The sequence below is a fragment of the Novosphingobium sp. Gsoil 351 genome, from assembly GCF_009707465.1.
Lineage (GTDB): Bacteria > Pseudomonadota > Alphaproteobacteria > Sphingomonadales > Sphingomonadaceae > Novosphingobium.
In genome coordinates this window covers 566,535-592,802 of record NZ_CP046120.1, presented here as the reverse complement: position 1 = coordinate 592,802, position 26,268 = coordinate 566,535, and the positions used below count along the sequence as shown (strand labels likewise).

Annotated in this window: 22 protein-coding genes, 1 tRNA gene and 1 pseudogene; 8 read left to right on the top strand and 16 right to left on the bottom strand. The window is 66.1% G+C overall.

Translation table 11 applies throughout. The features are described from left to right. Positions 1 to 8: 8 nt before the first annotated feature. The gene (locus GKE62_RS02795) at positions 9 to 1,802 is read right to left on the bottom strand and encodes a cation:proton antiporter (protein ID WP_154690914.1); all 1,794 of its coding nucleotides are present in this window, start codon (positions 1,800 to 1,802) and stop codon (positions 9 to 11) included. A gap of 279 nt (positions 1,803 to 2,081) precedes the next feature. Here GKE62_RS02795 and GKE62_RS02790 point away from each other — a divergent pair, with 279 nt between their 5' ends. Then, a complete protein-coding gene (locus GKE62_RS02790; protein ID WP_154693524.1) occupies positions 2,082 to 3,287 on the top strand; it encodes an FAD-dependent oxidoreductase in 1,206 nt (401 codons plus the stop codon). Here the strand turns inward: GKE62_RS02790 and GKE62_RS02785 are convergent. After that, positions 3,284 to 4,501, bottom strand: a complete 1,218-nt coding sequence (locus GKE62_RS02785; RefSeq protein WP_154690913.1) for an NADP-dependent isocitrate dehydrogenase — start codon at positions 4,499 to 4,501, stop codon at positions 3,284 to 3,286. The two genes, GKE62_RS02790 and GKE62_RS02785, sit on opposite strands and share 4 nt — an antisense overlap. A gap of 145 nt (positions 4,502 to 4,646) precedes the next feature. On the opposite strand from GKE62_RS02785, the gene GKE62_RS02780 reads away from it, so the two are divergent. Next, positions 4,647 to 5,411 carry a crotonase/enoyl-CoA hydratase family protein gene (locus GKE62_RS02780; protein ID WP_154690912.1) on the top strand — a complete coding sequence of 255 codons (765 nt, stop codon included), beginning with the start codon at positions 4,647 to 4,649 and terminating at the stop codon, positions 5,409 to 5,411. A gap of 43 nt (positions 5,412 to 5,454) precedes the next feature. Here GKE62_RS02780 and GKE62_RS02775 read toward each other — a convergent pair. Both GKE62_RS02775 and cpdR read right to left on the bottom strand, forming a co-directional pair. Beyond that, positions 5,455 to 5,529 (bottom strand) — tRNA-Val (locus GKE62_RS02775). 85 nt (positions 5,530 to 5,614) lie between these two features. Then, positions 5,615 to 5,992: a cell cycle two-component system response regulator CpdR gene (gene cpdR / locus GKE62_RS02770; protein WP_154690911.1), complete on the bottom strand. Its 378-nt coding sequence runs from the start codon at positions 5,990 to 5,992 to the stop codon at positions 5,615 to 5,617. A 158-nt stretch (positions 5,993 to 6,150) separates the two neighbouring features. Between cpdR and GKE62_RS02765 the strand changes: the two genes are divergently transcribed. Further along, positions 6,151 to 7,098, top strand: a complete 948-nt coding sequence (locus GKE62_RS02765) for an N-formylglutamate amidohydrolase (protein WP_154690910.1) — start codon at positions 6,151 to 6,153, stop codon at positions 7,096 to 7,098. Positions 7,099 to 7,342: 244 nt separating this feature from the next. On the opposite strand, the gene GKE62_RS02760 is transcribed toward GKE62_RS02765, so the two are convergent. Both GKE62_RS02760 and GKE62_RS02755 read right to left on the bottom strand, forming a co-directional pair. After that, positions 7,343 to 8,134, bottom strand: coding sequence for a SapC family protein (locus tag GKE62_RS02760; protein ID WP_154690909.1), 792 nt, complete (start codon positions 8,132 to 8,134; stop codon positions 7,343 to 7,345). Positions 8,135 to 8,237: 103 nt separating this feature from the next. Continuing rightward, positions 8,238 to 9,659, bottom strand: a complete 1,422-nt coding sequence (locus GKE62_RS02755; RefSeq protein ID WP_154690908.1) for an FAD-binding oxidoreductase — start codon at positions 9,657 to 9,659, stop codon at positions 8,238 to 8,240. 163 nt (positions 9,660 to 9,822) lie between these two features. On the opposite strand from GKE62_RS02755, the gene GKE62_RS02750 reads away from it, so the two are divergent. Both GKE62_RS02750 and GKE62_RS02745 read left to right on the top strand, forming a co-directional pair. Beyond that, entirely contained in the window at positions 9,823 to 10,413 is a 591-nt protein-coding gene (locus GKE62_RS02750) for a hypothetical protein (protein WP_154690907.1), read from the top strand. A 123-nt stretch (positions 10,414 to 10,536) separates the two neighbouring features. Continuing rightward, the gene (locus GKE62_RS02745) at positions 10,537 to 11,898 is read left to right on the top strand and encodes a DEAD/DEAH box helicase (RefSeq protein ID WP_154690906.1); all 1,362 of its coding nucleotides are present in this window, start codon (positions 10,537 to 10,539) and stop codon (positions 11,896 to 11,898) included. 10 nt (positions 11,899 to 11,908) lie between these two features. On the opposite strand, the gene GKE62_RS02740 is transcribed toward GKE62_RS02745, so the two are convergent. Continuing rightward, positions 11,909 to 12,502 carry an isoprenylcysteine carboxylmethyltransferase family protein gene (locus GKE62_RS02740; RefSeq protein ID WP_154690905.1) on the bottom strand — a complete coding sequence of 198 codons (594 nt, stop codon included), beginning with the start codon at positions 12,500 to 12,502 and terminating at the stop codon, positions 11,909 to 11,911. An 83-nt stretch (positions 12,503 to 12,585) separates the two neighbouring features. Continuing rightward, complete coding sequence (locus tag GKE62_RS02735; RefSeq protein ID WP_154690904.1) at positions 12,586 to 14,892, bottom strand: ATP-dependent helicase; 2,307 nt, start codon at positions 14,890 to 14,892, stop codon at positions 12,586 to 12,588. A gap of 111 nt (positions 14,893 to 15,003) precedes the next feature. On the opposite strand from GKE62_RS02735, the gene GKE62_RS02730 reads away from it, so the two are divergent. Together GKE62_RS02730 and GKE62_RS02725 are read left to right on the top strand one after the other, a co-directional pair. Further along, entirely contained in the window at positions 15,004 to 15,558 is a 555-nt protein-coding gene (locus tag GKE62_RS02730) for a hypothetical protein (protein WP_154690903.1), read from the top strand. A gap of 180 nt (positions 15,559 to 15,738) precedes the next feature. Next, positions 15,739 to 17,016: an MFS transporter gene (locus tag GKE62_RS02725; RefSeq protein ID WP_154690902.1), complete on the top strand. Its 1,278-nt coding sequence runs from the start codon at positions 15,739 to 15,741 to the stop codon at positions 17,014 to 17,016. Here GKE62_RS02725 and rsmD read toward each other — a convergent pair. The 3 genes and pseudogenes from rsmD to GKE62_RS02710 all read right to left on the bottom strand — a co-directional run bounded on the left by rsmD (position 16,994) and on the right by GKE62_RS02710 (position 19,646). Beyond that, positions 16,994 to 17,536 (bottom strand): 16S rRNA (guanine(966)-N(2))-methyltransferase RsmD, encoded by a 543-nt coding sequence (gene rsmD / locus GKE62_RS02720; protein WP_154690901.1) that lies wholly within the window; start codon positions 17,534 to 17,536, stop codon positions 16,994 to 16,996. The two genes, GKE62_RS02725 and rsmD, sit on opposite strands and share 23 nt — an antisense overlap. Before the next feature lie 185 nt (positions 17,537 to 17,721). Beyond that, positions 17,722 to 18,471: pseudogene (locus tag GKE62_RS02715) on the bottom strand (pseudouridine synthase); the annotation flags it as partial. Positions 18,472 to 18,491: 20 nt separating this feature from the next. Next, positions 18,492 to 19,646: an aromatic ring-hydroxylating dioxygenase subunit alpha gene (locus tag GKE62_RS02710; RefSeq protein ID WP_154690899.1), complete on the bottom strand. Its 1,155-nt coding sequence runs from the start codon at positions 19,644 to 19,646 to the stop codon at positions 18,492 to 18,494. A gap of 64 nt (positions 19,647 to 19,710) precedes the next feature. On the opposite strand from GKE62_RS02710, the gene GKE62_RS02705 reads away from it, so the two are divergent. Next, complete coding sequence (locus GKE62_RS02705) at positions 19,711 to 21,423, top strand: MFS transporter (protein WP_230206877.1); 1,713 nt, start codon at positions 19,711 to 19,713, stop codon at positions 21,421 to 21,423. On the opposite strand, the gene GKE62_RS02700 is transcribed toward GKE62_RS02705, so the two are convergent. From GKE62_RS02700 to trpB, 5 genes are all read right to left on the bottom strand, one after another. After that, positions 21,401 to 22,699 (bottom strand): folylpolyglutamate synthase/dihydrofolate synthase family protein, encoded by a 1,299-nt coding sequence (locus tag GKE62_RS02700; RefSeq protein ID WP_154690898.1) that lies wholly within the window; start codon positions 22,697 to 22,699, stop codon positions 21,401 to 21,403. The genes GKE62_RS02705 and GKE62_RS02700 overlap by 23 nt on opposite strands. A gap of 7 nt (positions 22,700 to 22,706) precedes the next feature. After that, positions 22,707 to 23,561 (bottom strand): acetyl-CoA carboxylase, carboxyltransferase subunit beta, encoded by an 855-nt coding sequence (accD, locus tag GKE62_RS02695; protein WP_154690897.1) that lies wholly within the window; start codon positions 23,559 to 23,561, stop codon positions 22,707 to 22,709. Positions 23,562 to 23,813: 252 nt separating this feature from the next. Continuing rightward, the gene (gene trpA, locus GKE62_RS02690; protein ID WP_154693522.1) at positions 23,814 to 24,602 is read right to left on the bottom strand and encodes a tryptophan synthase subunit alpha; all 789 of its coding nucleotides are present in this window, start codon (positions 24,600 to 24,602) and stop codon (positions 23,814 to 23,816) included. A gap of 18 nt (positions 24,603 to 24,620) precedes the next feature. Further along, positions 24,621 to 25,010, bottom strand: coding sequence for an endonuclease domain-containing protein (locus tag GKE62_RS02685; RefSeq protein WP_154690896.1), 390 nt, complete (start codon positions 25,008 to 25,010; stop codon positions 24,621 to 24,623). A 39-nt stretch (positions 25,011 to 25,049) separates the two neighbouring features. After that, complete coding sequence (trpB, locus tag GKE62_RS02680; protein ID WP_154690895.1) at positions 25,050 to 26,261, bottom strand: tryptophan synthase subunit beta; 1,212 nt, start codon at positions 26,259 to 26,261, stop codon at positions 25,050 to 25,052. Positions 26,262 to 26,268: the final 7 nt, after the last annotated feature.

Here is a 26,268-nt window from a genome sequence, read left to right as displayed (position 1 = left end):
GTGCGCGCCTATCCGCCCGAAGGCAACGGCTTTCGGTCGACCAGCTTGCTGCTGCGCAACCTGGGTAACTCGGCCAACTCGCCGTCGTGCTGGATCTGCGCGCGGAACTCGTCGCGCTTTTCGTGAATCGAGGCGATCACCGGACCCATCGCGAAGCCGATGTCGACCAGCACCGCCTCGCTGAGCTGCAGCGAGCTTTCGAGCGTCTCGGGCACCGCATGGCTCGCTCCCAGGCGATAGAGCTCGGCAGCATGCGCCACATCGCGCGCTCGCACGATGATCGGGAGATCGGGATAGCGCTGCCGGCTGTTCTTGACGATCCGCGCGGCGACCACCGGCTCGTCCATCGTGATCACCAGCGCCTGCGCCTTGTCGAGTCCCAGTCGATCCATCATCCGCCCACGCACCGCGTCGCCATAGATCACCGGGAAGCCCTCGCGTGCGGCCTGCTGGATGATTCCGGGGTTGGAATCGATCGCAACGAAGCGCTGGCCATGCTCGTTCAGCATTTCGCCGATCAGTCGCCCGACCCGGCCAAAACCGATCAGCACTGCATGCCTTTCGGCATCGTCGATCAACGCGTCGGACGGGGGTAGCGCGCCACCCTCAAGCCGCTTTGCCAGAATGCGGCCACCCCAGGCCATCAGCGGGGTCACGGTCAGCCCGATGGCGGTGGCGACCTGCCAGAACTGCGCGGCCTCGGTGTTGATCAACCGTGCTGCCAGCGCCGCGGTGAGCACGATCAGCGTGGTTTCGGACGGGCTAGACATCAGAATGCCGGTCTCGGTCGCGGTGCCGCGGCCCGCACCCATCAGTTTCAGCAGCACGGCGGTGACGACGGCCTTGAGGACGATCACTGCGCTGATCGCCGCCAGCAGTCCGGCCCAGCGCTCGGCAACGAACGCAAAGTCGATTCCCATGCCGATGGTCAGGAGGAACACCCCGAGCGCCAGGCCCTTGAACGGCGCGGTGATCTGCTCGACCTCGCCGTGATATTCGGTCTCGGCGATCAGCAGTCCGGCGAGCAACGCGCCCATAATCGGGCTGAGCCCAACTGCGCCGGTGGCGAGGCTGGCGACGATCACCACCAGCAGGCTGGCGGCGAGGAACAGTTCGGGGCTTTTGGTCCGTGCGGCCTGCGCGAACAGCCGGGGCAGGGCGTATCGCCCAACCACCAGCATCGCGCCGATCACCAGCGCGCCCCAGCCGAGCGTTTTCAGGATCGGTCCCCAGCCTTCCTCTCCCGCGTAGGGCGCGATCGCGCCGGTCAGGAAGATGATCGGGACCAACGCGATGTCCTCGAACAGCAGCATCGCGAGCGCAGCTTTGCCGACCGGAGATTGGGTGCCCGAGATCGGCAGCACCAGGGCGGTCGAGGACAAGCCGATGGCAAGGCCCAGGATCAGCGCCGCCTGCCACGTCGTGCCCAGGACCAGCAGCGCGGCCGCTATCAGCGCCGCCGAGACGAGCAACTCCATTGCACCCAGCCCGAACACCAGCCGCCGCATCCCCCATAGCCGGTTGAACGAGAGCTCGAGCCCGATCGAAAACAAAAGCAGAATGATTCCGTACTCGGCGAATGGAGCGAGCGCCTGCGGGTTGCTGATCGTTATGTGATAAAGCCACGGATACTGCCCGACCAGCGAGCCGAGGCCATAGGGCCCGACCAGCATTCCGATCAGGATGAACCCGATGACCGGTGTGATCCGCAGACGTGCGAACGCCGGGATCACCAGCCCGGCGGCACCGAGGATGACCAGCGCGTCGCTTAGTGCGGCGGTGTGTTCGATTTCTCCGGCCATTGTTTACGTGTGGCCGGACGCGGCGCGTTTGTCACGCAGTCGTGCGCCGCGGTGGACCGCAAAACGCCGGGTTAAAAGATGTGACTTTCCCGCTTTTCGCCAGCGACCCCGGGTGTTTGCGCGCCACGCGGTGTGACTTTCGGCACCCGGCCTTCCGCGGCTGCAGATTGGTTCACTTCGAGGAAAAATCATAGCCAAAAAGGTTACTCGTTGTCGATCGCCGTAGGAAAGCGAATTCTTGCGATTGAGAGGCAGGCGGCCGGGGTGCATAGCAAACGCATGTCGAACTCGGTCCGAAGGGTTGTGATTGCCGGGGGCGGACCCGCGGGGATGATGTGCGGCTTTCTCCTCGCCCGCGCCGGGGTGCCGGTGACGGTGCTCGAAAAACACGCTGACTTCTTCCGCGATTTTCGCGGCGACACGGTTCATCCCTCGACGATGGAGATCCTGTCCGAGCTGGACCTGCTCGGGCGGTTCCTCCAACGCCCGCACACCCGGATCGAGGGCGCGGAAATCAGTTGGAACGGACAGCCGATGAAGATCGGCGACCTTACCCACCTCAGGATGCCCGCCCCGTTCATCGCAATGATGCCCCAGTGGGACTTTCTCGATTTTCTGCGTGACGAGGCGGCGGCGTTCCCCGCCTTCCGCTTGCGGATGGAGGCGCCGGTCGCGGGGTATCTGGAGGAAGCCGGGCGCGTTTCCGGGGTGCGGCTGGCAAGCGGCGAGGAAATCCGCGCCACGCTGACCATTGCCGCCGATGGGCGCGATTCGATCGTACGAAAGGTTCTTCCGCTCGAAAGCCTGGGTTCGCCGATCGACGTGTTCTGGGTGGCGGTGCCCAAGCCGCCCGGGTCGGCATCCGGCCTGCGCGGCGCCGTGCGCGGATACCGGCTGATCGTGCTGATCGACCGCGGCGACTACTGGCAGTGCGCGTTCGTGATCGCCAAGGGCGGCGGCGAGGCGATCAAGGCGCGCGGCATCGCCGCTTTCCGCGACGACTTGCGCGCCGCCGCACCCGATCTCGGCGATCTCGAAGCGGCGCTGCCCGATTGGGACAAGGTCAGCCTGCTATCGGTTTCGCTCGACCGTCTGACCCGCTGGCATAAGCCCGGCCTGCTCGCGATCGGCGACGCCGCGCACGCGATGAGCCCGGTCGGTGGGATCGGGATCAACTTGGCGATCCAGGACGCGGTTTGCGCTGCGAACGAACTCGCGCTGGCGCTGCGTGGCTGCGAGGACACCGACCGCTTGCTCCACCGTGTTCAAGGCCGGCGGATGCTGCCGACCCGGCTGATCCAGGGCGCGCAACGCACGATCCACGAACGCGTATTGAAGCCGCTGATCGAGGGGACGATGAAAATGCCCGAAGAACCGCCGCTGGCGATGCGGCTGCTCGATCGATTCCCGCCCCTACGCAGGATTCCGGGCTATTTCATTGGGCACGGTATTCGGCAGGAGCATGTGAGGAGCCCTCGGGGCTAGGCCCCCATTCGCTCCTCGAGGTTGTTCACGATCGCCTCGAAGAATTGCTCGGTGGTCATCCACGTCTGGTCGGGACCGATCAGTATCGCCAGATCCTTGGTCATCGCGCCGCTCTCGACCGTCTCGATGCAAACCTGCTCGAGCGTTTCGGCGAACTTGACCACCTCGGGGGTACCGTCGAAGCGGCCGCGGTAGATCAACGCGCGGGTCCAGGCGAAGATGCTGGCGATGGGGTTGGACGAGGTCGCCTTGCCCTGCTGGTGCTGGCGATAGTGGCGGGTGATCGTGCCATGCGCGGCTTCCGCCTCAATCGTCTTGCCGTCGGGGCTCATCAGAACGCTGGTCATCAGGCCCAGGCTGCCGAACCCTTGCGCGACAGTATCCGACTGGACGTCGCCGTCGTAGTTCTTGCACGCCCACACAAACTTGCCGCTCCACTTGAGCGCGGAGGCGACCATGTCGTCGATCAGCCGGTGCTCGTAGACGATCTTCGCCTCGGCGAACCGTTCCTTGAAGCCCTCGGTGTCGAACACCTCCTGAAACAGGTCCTTGAAACGCCCGTCGTAGGCCTTGAGGATGGTGTTCTTGGTCGACAGGTACACCGGCCACTTGAGCCCGAGGCCATAGTTGAAGCTGGCGCGCGCGAAATCGCGGATCGAATCGTCGAGGTTGTACATGGCGAGCGCTACACCGCCCGAGGGGTATTGGAACACTTCCTCGTCGATCACCGTACCGTCGTCGCCCTCGAACACCAGGCGCAGCTTGCCGGGGCCGGGAACGACGAAATCGGTCGCTTTGTACTGGTCGCCGAATGCATGGCGGCCGACCACGATCGGATCGGTCCATCCGGGCACCAGCCGCGGGATGTTGCTGATCACGATCGGTTCGCGGAAGACCACGCCGCCCAGGATGTTGCGGATCGTGCCGTTGGGGCTCTTCCACATCCGCTTGAGGTTGAATTCCTTCACCCGGCCTTCGTCCGGGGTGATCGTCGCGCACTTCACCCCGACGCCATACCTGTGGATCGCGTTGGCGGATTCGACCGTGACATGATCGGCGGTGGCGTCGCGGTTCTCGACCGAAAGGTCGTAATACTTGAGCTCGATGTCGAGGTAGGGGAGGATCAACCGCTCGCGGATCCACTGCCAGATGATCCGGGTCATCTCGTCGCCGTCGATCTCGACGATGGGGTTCTTTACCTTGATCTTCGCCATGTCGAACTCGCCCCCGGGGAGATGGAACCCGAGGCCTCTTAGCACGGGTGGACCGCCGCGCAAGGCGGCGGCGAGCCGATCTCGGGCTAGACAGCGCGAGCCCTTGACGGCAAGTCGTTTAACCGCACGATTAAAGGACTGGGAGATGGCAATGAGCGAAGCGCTGACCGAGGTGGACGACGGGATTCTCATCGTCACCATCAATCGCCCCGAAGCCAAGAACGCCATGAGCAAGGCCGCCGCCGAGGGCATCAGCGCGGCGATGGACCGGCTCGAGGCCGAGAACGATCTGCGCGTGGCGATCCTGACCGGCGCCGGCGGCACGTTCTGTTCGGGAATGGATCTGAAGGGCTTCCTGCGGGGCGAGCGGCCCACGGTGGAAGGGCGCGGCTTCGGCGCTCTCAGCCAATGGACCCCGAAGAAGCCGGTGATCGCCGCGGTCGATGGCTACGCCCTGGCGGGCGGCATGGAACTGGCGCTTTCGTGCGACCTGATCGTTGCCAATGCCGGCGCGAAATTCGGCATTCCCGAGGTCAAGCGGGGCCTCGCGGCGGCGGCAGGCGGCCTGATCAAGCTACCCCGCCAGATTCCGCCGCGGATCGCCATGGAACTGGCGCTGACCGGCGATTTCATGGACGCCCGGCGCGCCTACGAACTCGGCTTCGTCAATCGCGTGGTCGATGGCCCGTCGCTCGAAGGCGCGAAGGAACTGGCGCGGCGGATCGTCGAAAACGGCCCGCTGGCGATCATCAAGTCGAAGGAAGTGGTGCGCAACTCGTTCCACTGGTCCGACAGCGAGATGTGGGACAAGCAGAACGAGGTGCTGGGCAATCTGTTCATGACCAACGACGCCCGCGAAGGCGCGACCGCTTTTGCCGAAAAGCGTAAGCCAAACTGGACGGGCACCTGATCGCCAAACGAAAAAGGCCCCGGAATTCCGGGGCCTTTTGCGATGGTGGGCGTAGCAAGGATTGAACTTGCGACCCCTACGATGTCAACATAGTGCTCTACCACTGAGCTATACGCCCGCACCATCCGGCGGCCCGCAGCAGCGGGCAGGGGAGCGCCTTTAACGAGGCTCCCGTGTGCTGGCAAGCGGCCAGAATCGCATGGTCACCGGCTCCCGATCGCAGACTCGCTGCCGAACACCCGCTCGACCTCCATGACCAGGTCCTTGAGGTGGAACGGCTTTGACAGAACCTTCGCCTGCGGTGCCTCGCGGTTGGCCTTGAGCGTAACCGCGGCGAACCCGGTGATGAACATGACCTTGGTCGCCGGGCTGACCTCTGCGCAGCGCTGGGCGAGCTCGATTCCGTCCATCTCGGGCATGACAATGTCCGACAGCAGCAGGTCGAAGTGCTCGTTTTGAAGGTAAGGCAGGGCATGCGTGCCGCGATCTACCGCGACCACCTCGTAGCCTGCGTTCTGCAGCGCGCGCGCGAGATAGGCGCGCATCGCTTCTTCGTCTTCGGCCACGAGAATCCGGATCATGTCTGCCTTTCTGGTCCGCGTTCCGGCGGGTGGAGCAAGGCCATAGCCCCCGTCGGGTTAAAATTCTGCCGCAAAAATGCTCCTCGATGCCGTAGCCTGGGTCCAATTCGCACAACCCGCTTTGACACCCGTGCTCTAGCCGGACAGGTTGTCGATGAATGGAACTTGCCGTCTCATCCGCCGACTCGCTCAGCTTCGGGGGCGAAATACCGGGAGCGGCGGGCGCACCCGCGTTCGCGATCCACGCCAGCGCCGCTTCGCCGATCCCCGTCCTTATCGCGGTACCGCACGCCGGGCGGATCTATCCCCCCGCGCTCACCTCGGCGATGCGCGAGCCGCAGCGGGCGGCGCTGCGCCTGGAGGATCGGCTGGTCGACGAACTCGGCAGCGCGGTCGCGGCGCAGACCGGGGCGGCGCTGGTCGTCGCGCACGCTCCGCGTGCGATGCTCGATCTCAACCGCGCCGCTGACGATGTCGATTGGGAGATGATCGCCGGACGGCCCGCGATGCGCACCACGCATCCGCCGCCGGGACGGCGCGCGCGCAGCGGACTGGGCCTTATTCCGCGGCGGGTGCCGGGACTGGGCGAAGTCTGGCGCGGCCGCCTCGATCATGCCGAGCTGGAAGCCCGGATCGCAGGAATCCACGCCCCCTACCACGCCCGCGTCGCCGCAGAGCTTGCCGGTCTGCGCAATCGCTGGGGCGCCGCGCTGTTGCTAGATCTCCACTCGATGCCCCCGCTGGGCGAGCGCGCCGGAGCCAATGCGGCGGCCGAGTTCGTCGTCGGCGACCGTTTCGGCGCGACCAGCGACGGCGGCCTGGTCGCCACTGCGTTCGCCTGTTTCGCCGAGGCCGGCGCGCGCGCGGCGCACAATCGTCCTTACGCTGGCGGCTACGCGCTGGATCGCCACGCCGCACCGCGCCGCGGGCTTCATGCGCTTCAGCTCGAGGTCGACCGGCGCAGTTATCTCGACGCCAGCCTTCGCGAGCGCGGGCCGGGGTTCGCCGCAACCGCCGATCTGCTTGCCACGCTGGTCCGCCGCCTCGCCGCCGAAGTCGCGTTGCTGGGCAATGGGGCGGGGGTCTGGCCGATGGCCGCGGAGTAGTGCGCGGCAAGGCCAGCCCAAGCGCACCCTGGCAACACGCAGGGACAATAAAAAACCACCTGGTGCAATCGCACCAGGTGGCCAAGGTTCAGGGAGGAGGTGCACTCGCGTGCACCAAATCCGACTGGGCCATGAGGGGAGCGCCAGCCGAACTACTGCAAGATAGGCCCGCAATTCATGCCTGACAAGAGTTCGTTCGGGAAAAAATATCCCGCTGTTTGAAGCTTTTGCCGGGCGACGTTGCTTAGTTGACGGTTGCAGCGGTAACTTGCGGGGCCGGAATTGCGGGGCCCTTGCCCAGCGCTTGCTGGCGCGAGAAGATTTCGCGCATCAGGTCGAGCGAAAACAGGTGGGCGTGGATCAGCGGCAGCAGCCCGCTCTGGTTCCAGCCACGCAGCACGTCGCCGCGGACCTCTTTGAGCTTCTCCTGGTTGACCATCTGGAAGCCGCGATAGACGAACGGCTGCTCGATGCCGTCCTGCTGGATCGCCACTTCGCCTTCCATGAGCAGTTCGTGCTTCTGGAGTTCCTCGATGAACGCGCCGGTACGCTGTCCGGCCTGTTCGAAGCTCTCACAGAAGTTAAGCGCGTTCTGGGTCGACTGGCTCGGCTGGTTGTCCTCGAAAAGCTGTTCGCCGTCGGAGAAATCACCGACCAGGTCGCTCGACGGATCGAAGCACAGCGACAATTCCTGGGTTTCGGGAGTCAGCTTGGCGAGCAGAAAAGGATAGCGCCGGACATAGGCGGGCAGGTAGATCGGGGTGTCGATCTTGCCGTCTTCGTTTACGAACACGTTGACGCCCTCGTTGAGGCCCATCAGCGCCAGCGGCACCGGGTTCTCGCCGCTTGCGAAGATGATCGGGAAGTGGCGCTGCGCTTGCGGAAATTCCTCGACCGTCAGCGGGATCGCGTGCTGACCAACCAGCCACGGCGCGCTGTCCATGCTGCGTGCGCGCCAGGTACCGTGATCGCGGCTGTTGAGCGGCATCAGGTCTTTGTAGAACAGGGGAAGGTTGGGCTGCGGCGCGCTGGCCATGAAATTCTCTCCGCGAAATGAAACCGGGCGCTGCCGGGGTCGGCGGCGCGGCAAAGCGGCGCTCTTAAGGATTAAGCCGGGGTGGCGCAAGCACGTGCGAGGGCTACAAAAGCTTGCCCGGATTCATGATCCCGTGCGGATCGAGCGCGTGCTTGACCGTGGCCATCAGGTGCAGCGCGACCGGGTCGCCCAACCGGCGCAGTTCGTCGCGCTTCAATTGGCCGATGCCGTGCTCGGCAGATATCGAGCCATGCCAGCGCGCGACGGCATCGTGGACGAAGCGGCTGATGGTCTTGCCCTCGCCATCCTGCCAGGCGGAGTTTTCCGTGTCGGGCGGGGCGATCACGTGGAAGTGGATGTTGCCATCTCCAAGGTGCCCGAACGCGACCGCGCGGGTGCCGGGAAACCGAGCCTCGACTTCGCGAACCGTCGCGTCGACGAAGCCGGGCACGGCCTCGAGCGGGACGCTGATATCGTGCTGGACCGCAGGGCCGGCGGCGCGTTCGGCGGGGGCCACCATTTCGCGAAGCTGCCAAAAAGCTTCGGCCTGGGTTTCATTCGCGGCGATCGTTGCGTCTTCGATCAAGCCCGCCTCGAAGGCCGTGGCGATCATCGCTTCGGCGCGATCGGCCAGCGTTGCCGCGTCGGCCTGCCCGGCATCGAGTTCCATCAGCGCGTGCCAGGCATGCTTGCCGCCGAGCGGCCCACGGGCGTTGGGCAGGAAGCGGATCACCGAATCGAGGCAGTGGCCGGGCATGACCTCGAACCCTTCGAGAGCCTCGCCTTCGCTGGCCTGACAATGGAGCAGCAGTTGGCGGGCCTGGGCGATCGAAGCGAGACCCGCCCAGATCACCGAGCGCTCGGCCACCGCGGGGACCAGCCGCAACGTTGCGGCGGTGACGATCCCCAGTGTCCCTTCGGAGCCGATCAGAAGCTGCTTGAGATCGAACCCGCGATTGTCCTTCTTGAGCGGGGTCAACGCATCGAACACCTGGCCATCGGGCAGGACCGCCTCGATTCCCAGGATCAGCGCGCGCATCGAACCGTGGCGCAGCACCTGCGTACCGCCGGCATTGGTCGAGACCAGCCCGCCCACTGTGGCCGAACCCTTGCCCCCCAGCGATAGCGGAAAGCGCAGGCCCTGCGCTTCCGCGGCGTGATGCAGGGTTTCCAGGATTACCCCGGCTTCAGCCTCGACCTGACGGCCCGCGACGTCGATCGGGCGGATCGCGTTCATTCGCCGCAGCGAGAGGATCAGTTGGGTGCCACTGGGGTCGGGAGTGGCTCCGCCCGACATCCCGCTGTTGCCGCCCTGTGGGACGATGCCCACGCGGTGGCTGGCGCAGAGTGCTACCAGCGCCGCGACTTCGGCAGTCGAGCCAGGCGAGGCCAGCGCCAGGGCTTGCCCGGTGAACCGCCCGCGCCAGTCGGTTAGCCACGGCTGGATCAACTCGGGGTCGCGGCTCAACCCGCGCTCCCCCAGGAGGGCGCTGGCCTGGTCGAGGAAAGCGGCGGGTTCGCTCATGGCCCGCCTATGCCACGCCGCCATGTCCAGGCGCTAGGCCCTTGCAGAAACGAGGTTAAGCGGACATTCAACCGCGGCGGCTATCTCAATGCCGCAGCGTTGTCCATCGCACCCGACGGGCGCGTCCAGCCGGAGCCGAGCGCACCTCTTCATGTCCTCGTTGATGGCCTTTGTTCTACCGCTGATTCTGGCCGCCGCAGCCCCGCAGGCGCCGCCGTCCGAAGGACTGGGCGAGAACCCGCCGGAGGTTCATGAGCCGGGCGAATGGACGATTGAATGGTCGTTCGCGTCGCTGCCGCTTCCCGCTCAGATCGCCGCGCCCGAAGGTCGCGCCGTGTGGAACGACATCGCCGACGCGTTCCGTGCCGACCCGGCCCGGCAGGTCCGGATCGAACAGCGGATGATCATCCGGATCACGCCTTTCGCCGCGACCCGCGAAATGCTCGCCGCTCTGCCTCAGGCTCCGCTCGCGACGCGTTTTCGCGAAAAGAAGGTCGGCAAGTGCGTCTCCGTCGCCGGGATCGCGGGAGTCCAGATCGGCGGCGACGACCGCCTGATGCTGTTCATGCGCGACCAGAGGATGATTGGCGCGAGCCTCGAAAAGGCATGCCGCGCGCGCGATTTCTATTCGGGGTTCTACCTCGAGCGCAACGGCGACGGTCAATTGTGCGTCGATCGCGACTTGATCCATTCGCGCAGCGGGGCAAGCTGCTCGCTCAGCCGGCTGCGCCGGCTTGTCGCCATCGACGAATAGGGTTTCCTTGACTTTCGCCGGACTTTCGGCTTAGCGCCGGGTCGCCTCGCTGCACCGCAGCAGGAGCCATGCGCGGACCCCCGGCAACCCGCCCTCCGCGCGTCTCTATTTTCGGACTATTGCATGAAATTCGCCGATCTCGGCTTGTCAGACGAACTGCTTCAGGCGGTCACCAGCAAGGGCTACGACACGCCCACGCCGATCCAGGCGCAGGCGATCCCCAGCATCCTGATGATGAAGGACATCATCGGCATCGCCCAGACGGGCACCGGCAAAACCGGCGGGTTCGTCCTGCCGATGATCGACATTCTCGCCCATGGCCGTCGTCGCGCGCTGATGCCGCGTAGCCTGATCCTCGAACCGACCCGCGAGCTGGCCGCCCAGGTCGCCGAGGAATTCGTCAAGTACGGGGCGAATCACGATCTCAAAATGGCGCTGCTGATCGGCGGCGTGCAGATGGGTGATCAGGTCAAGGCGCTGAAGGACGGCGTCGATGTGCTGATCGCCACCCCGGGCCGCCTAATGGACCTTTTCGAGCGCGGCAAGATCCTGCTCACCGGCTGCAACATGCTGGTGATCGACGAGGCGGATCGCATGCTCGACATGGGCTTCATTCCCGACATCGAGACGATCTGCACCAAGCTGCCGGCGCAACGCCAGACGCTGTTGTTTTCGGCCACGATGCCCCCGCCGATCAAGAAGCTGGCCGACCGCTTCCTTTCCAACCCGAAGTACATCGAAGTCGCCCGACCGGCCTCGCGCAACGAGAACATCGTCCAGTTCAAGGTGGCCGTGCAGAGCCGCGCCAAGCGCGACGTCCTGCGCGACCTTTTGCGTACCGACGATGTTTCTACCGCAATCGTCTTCTGCAACCGCAAGACCACGGTGCGCGAATTGGCCAAGAGCCTTAAGCAGGACGGCTTTTCGGCGGGCGAAATCCATGGCGATATGGATCAGGCCTCGCGCAACGCGGAGCTCGCCCGGTTCAAGGACGGGACGATCAGCATCCTCGTCGCCAGCGACGTCGCCGCGCGCGGGCTGGACGTCAAGGGCGTCAGCCATGTGTTCAACTTCGACACCCCGTGGCATCCGGACGACTACGTTCACCGCATCGGCCGCACCGGACGCGCCGGCGCCAAGGGCCGCGCCTTCACCTTCGTCGCGCCCGAGGATGCCGAGGCGATCGACAATGTCGAGAAGCTGACCGGCGGCAAGATTCCGGTGTTCGAGCGGGGTGCGAAGGCGCCTGGGGCCGCGTCCGAGCAGCTGCGCGAAGACGACCCTACGCCCCGGCCACGCCGAGAGGACCACGCGCCGCGTTCTCGTTCCGAGCGTGTTTCGCGCGATGAACGTTCGGCCCCCGCACAGAAAGCGGTTGCGCCGAAGCCCACGCCCGCGCCGCGCGAGCCCGCGCTGGTCGAGGAGATGTCGGACGAAGGCTGGAATGGACCAGTGCCGGGCTTCCTCGCCCAGTCCCTGGGCTAAGCGAGGCGTGTCAGGCGATTCCCGGTACGAGGCGAAATCGCACCCGCTCGGCATATTCGCGATATATAGGATCGCGGCGGAGGAACTTCTCTTCCTCGACCGTGCGCAAGTACTGCGCGGTCCAGGCCACCGCATAGACCGCGATGTTCCACGGGGAGAAATATAACATCAAGAACCCGACCTGATTGAGGATGTAGCCGAGGTACATCGGATGTCGGACTAGGCGGTAAACGCCGCCGAATTTGACTCCCCGATTGGCGGCGACCAGTCCGAAACTGCGACCGAGAAACACTTTGGCGGCCAACGAAATTGACGCACCGCCGAAGATTAGCACGGCCGAAGCCGCGTTGGGGATCAGTTGGGATCCATCCGGAACGACCAGCAACACTGCGCCGGTCCCGACGAACGCGACCAACAGCGGATAGGCATCACTCGACCACTCACCACGGCGTTGGATGAGCACCAGCACCATCCCCAAAAGCTCCGCAAGCAGGAAAATCGCCAATTGGGGATGGTCAATCACCCGCGGCGCGATGCGCGCGACGACGCCGGCGGATAGCGCAAGCAGGAAGAGGCGCTCGGTCCAGCGGATCAGTTCAGCCATGTGTTCCCCCGGACGGCATGAGAAGACCGTCAATGCGACCTAGTCGGGAAACCTTGCGGATTGGTTGATCGGCGTTGCTTCGCCTAATCCGCCACTTTGACGAAGCTGTCGATCACCCGCTTGCGCCCGGCGGTTTCGAACTCGATCTCCAGCTTGTTCCCTTCCTGGTCGATCACCGCGCCATAGCCGAACTTGTCGTGGAACACGCGCATCCCGATGGCGATGTCGGTGCGCGGCTTGGCGGCGAAGCTCGCGGCGCTGCGGCCAGGTTCGGCGATCCGCTTGGGCGTCGTGTCATAGCCGGTGGCGACCGCGCGCCGCCAGCCGGGGCCTCGGGTCATGATGCGCGACGGCTGGTTACGGGCGACGCTGGCGAAGGGATCGTCGTTCTCGCTGAACTGGGCGCGCCACAGCGACGCGCCGCCACTCAGGGTGGTTTCGTGCTCGACATGCGCGGCGGGCATTTCGGCGATGAATCGGCTGGGGATCGAGCTGGTCCACTGACCGTAGATGCGGCGATTGGCGGCGTGAAAGATCGTGCAGCGCAGCCGCGCGCGGGTGATCGCGACGTAGGCCAGGCGGCGCTCCTCTTCGAGGCTGGCCAGCCCGCCCTCGTCGAGCGCGCGCTGGCTGGGGAACACGCCTTCTTCCCAGCCGACGAGGTAGAGGTAGTCGAACTCCAGCCCCTTGGCGGCGTGGATCGTCATGATCGTGATCTTGTCGGCGTCGGCGTCGGCGTCGTTATCCATGACCAGGCTGACGTGTTCGAGGAACCCGCCAAGCGTCTCGTACTCCTCCATCGCGCGGGCGAGCTCGGTCAGGTTCTCGAGCCGCCCCGCCGCGTCCGCGCTTTTTTCGGCCTGGAGCATCCCGGTATAGCCGCTTTCGTCGAGGGTCGTGCGGACCAGTTCGGCGGGTACCAGCGTCTGCGCCACCTCGCGCCAGTGGGCGAGGCCGCGCATCAGTATCGCCAGACTGTTGCGCGCGCGGGTCGGCAGTTCGTCGGAATCGCAAACCTCCAGCGCGGCGGCTGCGAGCGGGATGCCCCGGCCTCGCGCGGTGCGATGAAGGGTCTCCAGAGCCTTGTCGCCCAGCCCGCGCTTGGGGGTGTTGAAGATGCGCTCGAACGCGAGGTCATCGGCGGGTTGCGCGATGACCCGCAGATAAGCGAGCGCATCTCGAATTTCGGCGCGCTCGTAGAAACGGAAGCCGCCGACGATGCGGTAGTTCAGCCCGATCGCGATGAACCGGTCCTCGAACTCACGGGTCTGGAACTGGGCGCGGACGAGGATCGCCATATTGTTGAGGCTCACCCCGTCGCGGATCAGCGCCTCGGCTTCCTCGCCCACGCGGCGCGCTTCCTCGGGGCCGTCCCACACCCCGATCGCGCGGACCTTGTCGCCCGAATTGCGCTCGGTCCACAGCGTCTTGCCCAGCCGCTGGCTATTTGCATCGATCAGGCCGGATGCGGCGGCGAGAATGTCCGGGGTAGAGCGATAGTTCTGTTCAAGACGTATCACCTTCGCGCCCGGGAAGTCCTTTTCGAAGCGCAGGATGTTGGCGACTTCCGCGCCGCGCCACGAATAGATCGACTGGTCATCGTCGCCGACCACGCAGATATTCTTGCGCGCCTGCGCAATCAGCCGCAGCCACAGATACTGGACCGCGTTGGTGTCCTGATACTCATCGACCATCACGTATTTGAAACGCTGCTGGTACTGTTCGAGAATGTCGCGCTCGCGGCGGAAGATGTTGAGCATATGCAGCGTCAGGTCGCCGAAATCGCAGGCGTTGAGCGCCTTCAGACGGTCTTGATAGAGCCGGTAGAACTGCTGGCCCTTGCCGTTGGCGTAGAGCTCGTTCTCGACCGCATCAAGATCGCCGGGGTTGAGCCCGCGGTTCTTCCAGCGGTCGATCAGGCCCGCCAATTGCCGCGCGGGCCAGCGCTTTTCATCGAGGTCGTTGGCGCTGATCAATTGCTTGAGCAGGCGGATCTGGTCATCGGTGTCGATGATCGTGTAGTTCGCCTGGAGGCCGACGAGCTCGGCATGGCGGCGCAGCATCCTGGCCGCGATCGAATGGAAGGTGCCAAGCCAAGGCATTCCCTCCACCGCCGGACCGATCAACTGGCCGACCCGCTCGCGCATCTCGCGCGCGGCCTTGTTGGTGAAGGTGACGCACAGAATTTCGCTCGGCCAGGCGAGACGCGACCGGACGAGGTGTGCCAGACGCGCGGTGAGTGCCGCGGTCTTGCCGGTGCCGGCCCCGGCCAACATCAGCACCGGACCCTCGGTAGTGAGCACCGCCTCCTGCTGCGGCGGGTTCAGCCCATCGAGCCATTGCGGCGGATTTTCGACGGTTGCAGCAGTCGAGGGAGCGGGGTCGGCCATTCGTGAACAGGTAGGGAACGCGGGCGGCGCGGGCAAGGGCGCGCCGGAACCGATTGCGCGGCACGGCGTATTTTGCCCGACCCGAAAACGAAATCGCGCAAGGAGCACCCCATGCGAACCCTTCTTCTGGCGAGCGCCGCGACCCTGGTCGCGTTGGCCGCAGCCCCCGCGCTCCAGGCCCAGGAAACAACGACGACGACCACGACGACCACCGCGGCCGATGGCACGACTTACACCATGACGACCGAGCAGAAGACCACCTACGACGGCTGGCCCGGCCCTCGGCGGATCGTATATGATGCCTGGCCGAACGACTATCGCGCCTATTACTGGACGCTAACTCCGGTGCAGCAGACCGGATGGTGGGCGCTGACCGACGCGCAGCGCGCCCAGGTCTATGGGCTGGCTCCCGAACAGCGTGCCGCCGCCTGGGCCTCGATCGAGGCGCAGCTTGCCAACGCAAAAACAGCCAACCAAGCGAACGCTGCGGTAGCGCCCACCACCACGACCACGGCCGTGACCACCTCGGGAACCGACGTGACGCCGGAAACGACGACCGTCGCCACCACCACCGGCAATTACGCGCCCCCCGCCGCCGCAATCGATGGACAAGGCCTACCCGATCTGCACCAGCAAAGTGCAAGACAGCTGCCAGAACCCCGGTGAAGGCGGAGCAAAAGGCCGCAGCCGTGCCCTCAAGTACTGGCCGGGCAAGCCCGCCAGCGAGATCCGCGGGCCGAAAACCCAAGGTTAAATCGAAGCCCTCGTAAGGGTCGCAAGAAAGGGCGTCGGGCAACCGGCGCCCTTTTTTGTTGAGTTGCCTGGCGGGCTCGCCAAGGGGGAGCGATGGATGAAATCCGCAACAACGCGCGCGTGCTTGGCGCGGCGCTGACCGGGACGACGGTCGAGTTTTACGATTTCTACGTTTACGCGATCGCTGCCGCGCTGGTTTTCGGCCCGCTTTTCTTCCCCGCCGAATCGCCGCAGGCGCAGGCGATGTTCGCGTTCATGAGCTTCGGTCTGGCGTTCCTCGCGCGCCCGCTCGGGGCCATCGCGTTCGGCCATTTCGGCGATCGCGTCGGGCGCAAATCGACGCTGGTCGCTTCGCTCCTTCTCATGGGTGGATCGACGCTGCTTATAGCGTTTCTGCCGACGTATGCGGTGATGAGCGGGTATGGAGTCGGCTGGGTCGCGCCGCTGCTGCTTTGCATGTTGCGCTTCGGGCAGGGCCTCGGCCTTGGCGGCGAGTGGGGCGGAGCCGCGCTGCTCGCGGTTGAAAACGCCCCGCCGGGGTGGGAGGCGCGGTTCGGCTCGGCCCCGCAGTTCGGCGCGCCGCTGGGGTTCCTGGCGGCCAACGGGCTGTTCCTGCTGCTGGGTTTGGGACTGAGCGAGGCGGATTTTCTCGCCTGGGGGTGGCGTGTGCCGTTTCTGGCCAGCGCGCTGCTGGTCGCGGTAGGGCTGTGGGTGCGGCTAAGGATCGCGGAGACCCCCGCGTTTCGAGCAGCGCGCGATCGTGCGCCGCCCCCTTCGGTGCCCTTCGGCACGCTGCTGCGCGAACATCCGGGCGCGGTGCTGGCGGGCAGCGCGGCGGTGATCGCGTGCTTCGCGATCTTCTATCTCTCGACCGCCTTTGCGCTGTCCTATGCGACCACCGAACGTGGCTTCCCACGCCAGGATGTCCAGCTTGCCTTGCTCGGCGCGATCGGATTCCTCGCGTTGGGGATCGGGATCGCGGCGCTGGCGAGCGACCGCTTCGGGGCGCGGCCAGTGCTTGCCTGGGGTGCGGCGGCGACGGTGGTGCTGGGCCTCGCCTTCGGGCCGATCCTGACCCACGCCGGCGTGACCGCGATCTTCGCGCTGCTCAGCGCCGCACTTCTCGTGATGGGCTTCGTCTATGGACCGCTCGGCGGGTTCCTGAGCGCGCTCTACCCGGTGCCGGTGCGCTACACGGGGGTTTCGGTCGCATTCACCTTGGGCGGGATCATGGGCGGCGCGTTGACCCCGATCGCGGCACAGGCGCTGGGCGCGGCAGGTCAGGGGGACCGGGTCGGCTGGCTGCTGTGCGCGGCGGGGTTGCTGACATTGGCCGGGGTGGCGTTCGCTAGGCCGCCCGCAGCAGAGTGAGCCTGGCCTTGCCGACCTTACGCTCGGCAGCGACGGTGAAGGACTTGATAGCTACCGCCTCGCCAGGCCCGGTCTCGAGGCTGATCCAACTCGCCGGGCCGATCCAACCAAGTCTCAGCAGCTTGTCGAGCGCCACCGCCCCCGCGCCGCTGGCATACGGCGGATCGAGCAAGAGCAGGTCGAGTGGCGCTTTGGCAGGGCCGAGCGCAAGCACCGATCCAGCGCGCACGTCGGCCCGGTCCTGAGCCCGCAGCGCGGCGATGTTCGCGCGAAGACTGCGGATCGCGGCGGCGTCCTGTTCGACGAACAGGCACGTCGCCGCGCCGCGTGATAAAGCCTCCAGCCCCAGCGCGCCCGATCCGGCGAACAGGTCGGCGACCGCCAGGCCCTCGAACGATCCGATCCGGCTGACCAGCATCGAGAACAGCGTCTCGCGGGTGCGGTCGGCGGTGGGACGGGTGGCGTCGCCCGGCGGCGCGCCCAGCTTGCGCCCGCGCCATTCGCCCGCGATGATCCTCATTTCGCGCGGGGCTTGCGCGGGGGTCGTGCGGTGGCCTTGCCGGCGGTTTGTTTGGGAGGCGTGCGGCGAGATCGCCAAGGCCGCTGATCGGGCTTGGGCGCGCCGGTCTTCGCCTCGGGCTTTGCCGCTTTGGCCGGTGGCGCTTTGACCGGCGGCGTTCTTGCCGGACCGGTGATGATTTCCACCCCTATGCTTTTGGCCAGATTCTCGACGTCCTTGCTCAGCAGCTCGACCGCGGTCCCGCGCGGCAGGTCGCCGAGATGGAACGGGCCGTAACCGATGCGGATCAGGCGGCTGACCTGAAGACCGAGAAATTCGAGAACGCGCCGCACCTCGCGATTCTTGCCTTCGGTCAGGGTCAGCACAATCCACCGGTTGAGCCCAGCGCCGCGCTCGAGATCGGCCTCGATCTTGCCGTAACGCACGCCTTCGATCGTCACGCCGGCGATCAGATCGTCGAGCATCGACTGGGTGACGGTGCCGAACACCCGCGCGCGATAAGTTCGCGCCACCCCGGTGGCGGGCAGTTCGAGCGCACGTTTCAGCCCGCCATCGTTGGTCAGCAGCAGCAGGCCTTCGGTGTTGAAGTCGAGCCGTCCGACCGGCATCACTCGGGGCGATCCGGCGGGCATCGCGTTGCGCAGCGCGGTGTAGATGGTCGGTCGCCCCGCCGGGTCTCGCTCGGCGGTGATCAGGCCGGAGGGCTTGTGGAACGCGAACAGCCGGGCAGGTTCGGCGGCGGCGACAGGGTTGCCGTCCACGGTAACGCCCTTGAGGCTGGCGAGGATCGTCGCCGGGGTCTCCAGCACCTTGCCGTCGAGCGCGATGCGCCCTTCGGCGATCATCCGCTCGATCTCGCGCCGACTGGCGACACCCGCGCGGGCGAGAAGCTTGGCGATGCGATCGCCGGGACGAGGTTCGGGGGTGGGGGACATCCGTGCCCTTTAGGCCGAACTCAGTGATTCCCCAACTGCTCGACCAGCACTTCATGAAACCGGCTGATCCCGCCCTCGAGCGTGCCCAGCGTCAATTCCGCGATCGCACCGCTCGCCAACCCCTGCTGGCCGAGCGCGGCGGCGCGAAAGTCCTCTGCGGCGAACACCCCGCCGTCGAGCAGGTCCCAACTGCGCTGCCAGTGATCGCGCGCCTTATCCGTCGCGGGAGCCTCGGGGATCAGCATGAAATCCTCGACCAGCGTGCGCTCGTGGCTCTGCGGCATCAGCGTCATGATGTTGACGTAATCGGGGCTGACTACCACGACCGTGGCGGGAAACAGCTGGTATGCGAACGTCACATAGCGGCGCAGCTGGGCCCAGTCGGTCAGATCGACGCCTTCCAGCTCTGCCGCCCTACCCACCGCAGAGCGTTGATGCGGGCCGACCGCGTCGCCGCTGGTGATCCCGTCCTTGAAGAATGGCCCGATCGTTCCGGCGTGGAGCCGGGTGACGTGGTAGCTTTCGAGGAACGCGTCCATGATCAGCTTCCAGTTGCCCGCCACATCGTGGACCTTGCGCGCGAACAGGAACTGGTCCGCCATCCCGAACGCGGCGAAATCGGCGCTGATGGTGGCGGCGTCGGCGAAATCGGTGTCCTGCGGCGCAAACCAAATCAACCCGCCGGCTTCGAGGCTCGGCAATTCGACCAGGCCCATCTCCGCCTTGTCCAGCCCTGGAAACGTCTCCGGCCGCGGCAGCGCCAGCAGCTTGCCGTCGAGCTTGTAGGTCCAGGCGTGGTACGGGCAGACCAGTCGCTTGGCGCAGGCGATATCCTGGCCCTCGACCAGACGCGTGGCCCGGTGACGGCAGACGTTCATGAACACGTGCGCGCGGCCTTCGCCGTCACGCGTCAGCAAAAGCGGGCGTCCGGTCTGGTCGTGCGGCACCGCCATGTTCGGACCGGGTAGCAGCGCCGAGGGGGCGAGCACCTGCGGCAGCCGATCGAACAGCGCCGCCTTCTCGCGCGCGAACCACGCCGGGTCGGTGTAGGCCGCGGCGGGAACGTGAGTGACGCCCCGCGTCTCGCGTGGGCACCCGTCGGCTATCAGGCGGGCGAGCGCGAGCTGGCCGTCGGTCGGGCGCAAGTGAGGCACGGTCAGCGTGGAGTCAGCCATCGGCACTATCCATCGGGAAAATCGCGGCTAGTGTCGCGCAAAATGGGTCAAGAGGGAAGCGATCATGGCCAGTAGCTCCGACGCAGCCAGCGTCACTCCCGCAGCCCAGCCGCCGCGGCCCAAGGGCTGGCGGCTGTTCAAGCTGGCGTTGCAATCGCGCAAATCGGCGACGATGCTCGGTTTCGGGTTCTCTTCGGGGCTTCCTTATGCGCTGCTGATCGGTACGCTCAACGCCTGGCTGGGTGAGGTGGGTGTCAACCTTGCCACCATCGGCGTGCTGTCGTGGATCGGGCTGTCGTACAGCTTCAAGTTCCTCTGGTCGCCGCTGGTCGACCGGTTCCACCTGCCGCTGCTCGACCGGCTGGGACGGCGCAAAAGCTGGATATTTCTCTGCCAGCTGGCGATGCTGCTGGCCTTTGGCGGACTCGCCGCGACCAATCCGGCGACCGACATCGGCACGTTCGCTATATTCGCCTTCGCCGCCGCGCTGGCCTCGGCGACGCAGGATGTGGCGGTCGATGCCTGGCGGATCGACGTCGCCGACGCGGACACGCCTGTAGAACTGCTCTCGGCGATCTATCAGTTCGGCTATCGGATCGCCTCGATCGTGGGCGGGGCGCTGGCGCTGGTGCTGGCGGCCCGGATGAGCTGGGCGATGGTCTATCTGCTGATGGGCGGGCTGGTCGCGCTGCTGATCCTGGTGACGCTGCGCGCACCCGATACCGATCGGCCCGAGCGTGAAACGCTGCACAAGGCGCTTGCCGAACCAGGCGCGCTGGTGCCGCGTTACCGGGCGATGGCGCTTGCCGTGGTCGGGGTAAGCTGGGCTTGGGCGCTCTACACGATCGGCCATTTCATGGTCGGAATGCTTGCCCCGCTGGCGCCGGGTGAAACGCATCCCTCGGTAGGCGATTTCACCAAGGCTTATGGCCCGTGGATCATCGCCGCGACGGTTGCAGTGCCGCTGCTCGTCTCGGCGGGGACGAACTGGCTGATGAAGCGCGGCGACGCGGTCCTGGCCGAGCCCGACACCCACGTTTCGCCGGCGCGCACCGCCGCCAACCACCTCTATGTCGCGCTGGTCTCGCCGCTTGCGGAACTGTCGGCGCGGCTCGGCTGGGGGGTGCTGATCGTTCTCGGCATGATCCTCACCTACACCTTGTGCTACAACATCTGGGGCAGCTTCGCTTTCCCGTTCTATCTCGAGGAGCTCAAATACACAAAGGACGAGGTCGCTTTTGCGTCCAAGGTCTTCGGCATCTTCATGACCATGATCGGGATCAGTCTGGGCGGCTACATGTTCCTCCGCCTGGGGCGGATGCCGACGATCCTGATCGGCGCGATCCTGCCGGTGCTGGGCAATTTCGTCTACGCCGACCTTGCCGAGGGCGCGGCCAATATCGACGCCGTCGGCGCCGCGATCGGTCTCAAATGGTTGTTCGGGCTGTTCGGTTTCGACCCAAGGATGATCCGGCTGCTGCTCGCGATCAGCTTCGAGAACATCTCGACGGGCATCGCCGGTGCGGCGTTTGTCGCCTATCTCTCTGGCATCGTCAGCAAGAACTATACTGCGGTGCAATATGCGCTCCTTTCGTCGCTGACCTTCCTGATCGGCTCGCTCGGCCGGGGTATCGCCGGCGAGGCGTTCGACCAGTATGGCTACGCCACGGTGTTCCGCTGGACCGCCGCGGCGGGGCTGGCGGCGGTGCTGTTCGTGCTGCTCGAATGGGTCCGGGTGAGCCGCCAGGCGAAGGTCAATCCGGCTCCTCCTGGTTGAGGCGCAGGACTTCGCCGGCAAGGTAGAGCGAACCCGTGATCAGCACGTCGCGGCCGTCGCCGGGCAGGGCGGCCAGAGCGCTGGCGACGTCAGCGGCAGGTGACGCATCGGGTCCGAACGCTGCGGACGGATGCGTCTCGCTGCGGGGTATCGGCACCACGGTCAGGCTCGCGAGCGAGGCTTCGAGCGGACCGACGATCGCCGCGGGTGCCTTGCTGGCCAGCATCCCGATGATCAGGTGGACCTTGCCGGCCGGGCGGAAGAATCGTGCCAACGCTTCGCCCGCGTCGCGATTGTGGCCGCCATCGAGCCACACCCGGCGGCCGGGCGCCAGCGCGGTGAGCGGGCCTGCGCCGAGCAGTTGCAGCCGCGCGGGCCAGCGGGCCACGCGGATGCCCTCCGCCATCGCTTCGGGAGATGCCGTGACGCTCTCCTGATGCCGCAGCATCGCCACGGCCAGCGCGGCGTTGTCGGCCTGATGTCTGCCGGGCATTTCCGGGAGCGGCAGGACGAGCTCGCCGTGGGCATCGCGATAGGCGATCCGCTCGCCGATCTCGGCGAACCAGTCGAGGTCGCGGATTGCGGTCCTCGCGCCGACGATCATCGCGTGTTCAATGATCGTGCGGGTGACCTGGAGCGGATAGGTCTGCGTCACCAGCGGCACTCCCGCTCGCGCAATGCCGGCCTTTTCGAAGCCTATCCGGCTGAGCGGCTCGGCCGGCACGGCCGCTTCGGGGGCTAGCAGGAACGCTTCGTGGTCGATCCCCAGCGACGCGATTCCGCACACCGCCTGACCCTCCAGTATGTTGGTCGCATCGAACCGTCCGCCCAGGCCTACCTCGATCACGCAAGCGTCGGCCGGGTGGCGGGCGAAGGCGAGAAAGGTGGCGGCGGTGGTCACTTCGAAAAAGCTTGGCGACAGGTCCTCGCCCGCATCGAGCACTTCGGCGAGCAACGCGGCGAGTTCGGCATCGCTGACCAGCTTGCCCGCGATGCGGATTCGTTCGTTGTAGCGCACCAGGTGCGGTTTGGTCGCGGCGTGGACGGTGCAGCCTTGCGCTTCGAGGATTGCGCGCAGGTACGCGCAGGTCGAGCCCTTGCCGTTGGTTCCAGCGACATGGAAGACCGGGGGCAGGTGGCGTTCGGGGTTGCCGAGCCGGGCGCACAGCGCGCGGATCGTCTCCAGCTCGAACCGACCCTGCGGCAGCGAGAGCGCGGCGAGCCGGTCGAGTTGATGCTGGACTGCGGGATCGGAGGAGGTGGCGAAGTCCTTCACCGAGCGCTCAGGCGGCGGCTTTCGTCGCCGGTGCCAAATAGCCGAGCAGCATCGCCAGCGTTTCGCGCAAGTCCTTACGCGCCACCACCATATCGACCATCCCGTGCGCGTGGAGATACTCCGCGCGCTGGAAGCCTTCGGGCAGCTTCTCCCTGATCGTCTCCTGGATCACCCGCTGTCCGGCGAACCCGATCAGCGCGCCCGGTTCGGCGATGTGGACGTCACCGAGCATCGCATAGCTGGCGGTGACTCCGCCCGTGGTCGGATCGGTCAGCACGACGATATAGGGTAGCCCCGCGGCCTTGAGCAATTGCAGCGCGGCGGTGGTGCGCGGCATCTGCATCAGGCTGAGGATGCCCTCCTGCATCCGCGCGCCGCCCGCCGCGGTGACCGCAACGTAAGGACAGTGATCCGCCACCGCGCGCTGGACCCCGGCGACGAAGGCGCTGCCGACCGCCATGCCCATCGATCCACCCATGAAGGCGAATTCCTGCACTCCGACCACCACCGGCTGGCCCTCGATGGTACCTGCCGCGTTGGTCAGCGCGTCGGCGTGCGGGTTGGCCGCGCGGGCGGCCTTGAGCCGATCGGGATACTTCTTGCTATCACGGAACTTGAGCGGATCTTCCTTGACCTTCGGCGCGGGCAGAACCTCGAATCCGGCATCGAGCAGTTGCCCCAGCCGCTCGTCGGCGCCGATCCGCCCATGATGCTCGCAGCGCGGGCAGACCGAGAGGTTCTCCTCGTATTCCTTGGTGAACAGCATCTCCTCGCAGCCCGGGCACTTGGTCCACAGGTTATCGGGAGTCTCGCGCTTGGGCGCGAAGGGGAGCGCGTTGCGGACGCGGGTAAGCCAGCTCATCGTGATCCTCTAGTCGACCTTTGAGCCGCGCCCAACCCCCCGGCCAGCTCGCGGCTTCGGAGGTCTTGGACCACTTGGACCACAGTCCTGAGTGAAAAAAGTCCTCTACCGCGCTGGCAGCGGGAAAAATGCAGGAGGATGGGCCACAGCGACGTCATTCGCGCTCCTTGGCACAAGTGGGCCGGGGTAGGAAAACGGATCCTGTCGCCGGGGAAGACGATGCGCGCGCCGGTCCGTATGGCGGTCCGGGCCTCAATGCGGCTGACGGGAGCCGTGCACCGCCTCGGCCAGCGTCGCCACGTATTCGCGGACCATTTCGGGTGCCTCGCCGCCATGTTCGCCGATCAGTTCGACGATCGCCGAGCCGACCACCACCCCATCGGCGACCCGGGCGATGGCGGCGGCCTGCTGGGGCGTGCGGACGCCGAAGCCGACCGCGATAGGCAGATCGGTCGCGGCCTTGAGCCGGGCGACAGCTTCGTCGATGCTCGATTGCGCGGCCTGTTGCAGCCCGGTGATCCCGGCGACCGAGACGTAATAGACGAACCCGGAGGAGCCATCGAGGATAGTCGGCAGGCGTGCGGCATCGCTGGTGGGTGTGGCGAGGCGGATCGGGGCGATGGCGTGCGCGCGCAGCGCGGGGCCGAGTTCGGGGTCTTCCTCGGGCGGAATGTCGACGCAGATCACCCCGTCGACCCCGGCCCTGGCGCACTCCGCGGCGAACCATTCCGGCCCACGGATCGTCATCGGGTTGGCATAGCCCATCAGCACCAGCGGAACGTGCGCATGGCGCTGGCGAAAGCCCGCGGCGATGGCAAAGATGTCGGCGGTGGTCGTCCCGCGCGCAAGACTGCGCAAGTTCGCCGCCTGGATCGCCGGGCCATCGGCCATCGGATCGGTGAACGGCATCCCCAGCTCGATCACGTCCGCGCCGCCCGCGACGAGCGCGTCGAGGATCGCCGCGGTGTCGCCATCACCCGCGGTGACGAAGCAGACGAGCGCGGGGTGCGGCTTGGCGAAGGCGGCGGCGAGGCGGGTTATCACGAAGCCCTCTCCCCTTCAGGGGGAGAGGGTTGGGAGAGGGGGCCGCAAGCGAAGGTCGTCGATCACCAAAGCGATCTTTGCCAGCACCCCTTCCATATTCGAGATGATGTCGGAATTCAGAAATCGAACGACCATGTAACCGCGACTTTCCATGAATTGCGTCCTGAGCGCATCGTAGGACAGTTGTCCGTCGTGGCTGTCCCCGTCCAGTTCGATCACCAGCTTGGGGTCGTTCGCGGCGAAGTCAGCGATGTAGCGATGGTTCTCATCCTGAATGATTTTCTGGCGGCGGAATTTCACCGATTCGAAGCGCTTGGCTCGAAGTTGGAGCCATAGCCGCCGTTCCGGCTCGGTCATCTCCTTCCGCATGTCGCGGGCGCGCTTCGTTAGCTCGAGGTCACGCATTCCCCTCTCCCGACCCTCTCCCCTGAAGGGGAGAGGGCTTTAAAGCTTCACCCCAAGGTGTTCCGCCACCGAGAAGATGTCCTTGTCGCCGCGCCCGCACAGGTTCGCCAAAATAATCGCGTCCTTCCCCAACGTCGGCGCGACCTTCTCGACCGCGGCGATCGCATGAGCGGGCTCCAGCGCGGGGATGATGCCTTCGGTGCGGCAGAGCAACTGGAACGCGTCGAGCGCCTCGACATCGGTGACGCTGGTGTAGTCGACCCGGCCGATCTCCTTGAGCCACGAATGCTCGGGGCCGATGCCGGGATAGTCGAGCCCCGCGCTGATCGAGTGGCCTTCGAGGATTTGGCCGTCGTCGTCCTGGAGAAGATAGGTCTTGTTGCCGTGGAGGATGCCCGGGCGGCCCCCGGCGAGGCTGGCGGCGTGGAGCTTGTCCAAACCATGCCCGGCGGCTTCCACGCCCAGCATCTTCACGTCGGCATCGTCGAGGAACGGATGGAACAGTCCGATCGCGTTGCTCCCCCCGCCGATCGCCGCGACGAGCAGGTCGGGCAGGCGGCCGGTGCGCTTCAGCATCTGTTCGCGCGCTTCGCGGCCGATCACGCTCTGGAAGTCGCGGACAAGCTCGGGGTAGGGGTGCGGGCCGGCGGCGGTGCCGATGATGTAGAAGGTGTCGTGGACGTTGGCGACCCAGTCGCGCAGCGCCTCGTTCATCGCGTCCTTGAGCGTCGCCGCGCCGGCCGTGACCGGGACGACCTCCGCGCCAAGCAGCTTCATCCGGAACACGTTGGGCTGCTGGCGGGCGACGTCGGTCGCGCCCATGAAGATCACGCAGGGCAGCCCGAACCGCGCGCAGACGGTGGCGGTGGCGACGCCGTGCTGACCCGCGCCGGTTTCGGCGATGATCCGGGTCTTGCCCATGCGGATCGCAAGCAGGATCTGACCGATGCAGTTGTTGATCTTGTGCGCGCCGGTATGGTTGAGCTCGTCGCGCTTGAACCACACTTGCGCGCCCCCGAGCTCTTCGGTCAGCCGTGGCGCGAAATAGAGCGGGCTGGGGCGGCCGACATAGTGTTCGAGCAGGTCATCGAACTCGGCCTGGAACGCCGGATCGGCCTTGGCCGCGCGGTAGTGCCGGTCAAGATCGAGCACCAGTGGCATCAGCGTCTCGGCGACGTAGCGTCCGCCGAACTGGCCGAAATGGCCGCGCTCGTCGGGTCCGGTGCGATAGCTGTTGGGGGTCGCGTTCATGGGTGCT

Coding starts and splice junctions, on each gene's coding strand:
- GKE62_RS02710 (WP_154690899.1), bottom strand. CDS start 19,646: ATGGCTGACTCCACGCTGACCGTGCCTCACTTGCGCCCGACCGACGGC.
- GKE62_RS02740 (WP_154690905.1), bottom strand. CDS start 12,502: ATGGCTGAACTGATCCGCTGGACCGAGCGCCTCTTCCTGCTTGCGCTA.
- GKE62_RS02790 (WP_154693524.1), top strand. CDS start 2,082: ATGTCGAACTCGGTCCGAAGGGTTGTGATTGCCGGGGGCGGACCCGCG.
- trpB (WP_154690895.1), bottom strand. CDS start 26,261: ATGAACGCGACCCCCAACAGCTATCGCACCGGACCCGACGAGCGCGGC.
- GKE62_RS02795 (WP_154690914.1), bottom strand. CDS start 1,802: ATGGCCGGAGAAATCGAACACACCGCCGCACTAAGCGACGCGCTGGTC.
- cpdR (WP_154690911.1), bottom strand. CDS start 5,992: ATGATCCGGATTCTCGTGGCCGAAGACGAAGAAGCGATGCGCGCCTAT.
- GKE62_RS02685 (WP_154690896.1), bottom strand. CDS start 25,010: ATGCGTGACCTCGAGCTAACGAAGCGCGCCCGCGACATGCGGAAGGAG.
- GKE62_RS02785 (WP_154690913.1), bottom strand. CDS start 4,501: ATGGCGAAGATCAAGGTAAAGAACCCCATCGTCGAGATCGACGGCGAC.
- GKE62_RS02730 (WP_154690903.1), top strand. CDS start 15,004: ATGCGAACCCTTCTTCTGGCGAGCGCCGCGACCCTGGTCGCGTTGGCC.
- GKE62_RS02725 (WP_154690902.1), top strand. CDS start 15,739: ATGGATGAAATCCGCAACAACGCGCGCGTGCTTGGCGCGGCGCTGACC.
- GKE62_RS02735 (WP_154690904.1), bottom strand. CDS start 14,892: ATGGCCGACCCCGCTCCCTCGACTGCTGCAACCGTCGAAAATCCGCCG.
- accD (WP_154690897.1), bottom strand. CDS start 23,561: ATGAGCTGGCTTACCCGCGTCCGCAACGCGCTCCCCTTCGCGCCCAAG.
- GKE62_RS02705 (WP_230206877.1), top strand. CDS start 19,711: ATGGCCAGTAGCTCCGACGCAGCCAGCGTCACTCCCGCAGCCCAGCCG.
- GKE62_RS02755 (WP_154690908.1), bottom strand. CDS start 9,659: ATGAGCGAACCCGCCGCTTTCCTCGACCAGGCCAGCGCCCTCCTGGGG.
- GKE62_RS02750 (WP_154690907.1), top strand. CDS start 9,823: ATGGCCTTTGTTCTACCGCTGATTCTGGCCGCCGCAGCCCCGCAGGCG.
- GKE62_RS02765 (WP_154690910.1), top strand. CDS start 6,151: ATGGAACTTGCCGTCTCATCCGCCGACTCGCTCAGCTTCGGGGGCGAA.
- GKE62_RS02780 (WP_154690912.1), top strand. CDS start 4,647: ATGGCAATGAGCGAAGCGCTGACCGAGGTGGACGACGGGATTCTCATC.
- GKE62_RS02745 (WP_154690906.1), top strand. CDS start 10,537: ATGAAATTCGCCGATCTCGGCTTGTCAGACGAACTGCTTCAGGCGGTC.
- GKE62_RS02760 (WP_154690909.1), bottom strand. CDS start 8,134: ATGGCCAGCGCGCCGCAGCCCAACCTTCCCCTGTTCTACAAAGACCTG.
- rsmD (WP_154690901.1), bottom strand. CDS start 17,536: ATGAGGATCATCGCGGGCGAATGGCGCGGGCGCAAGCTGGGCGCGCCG.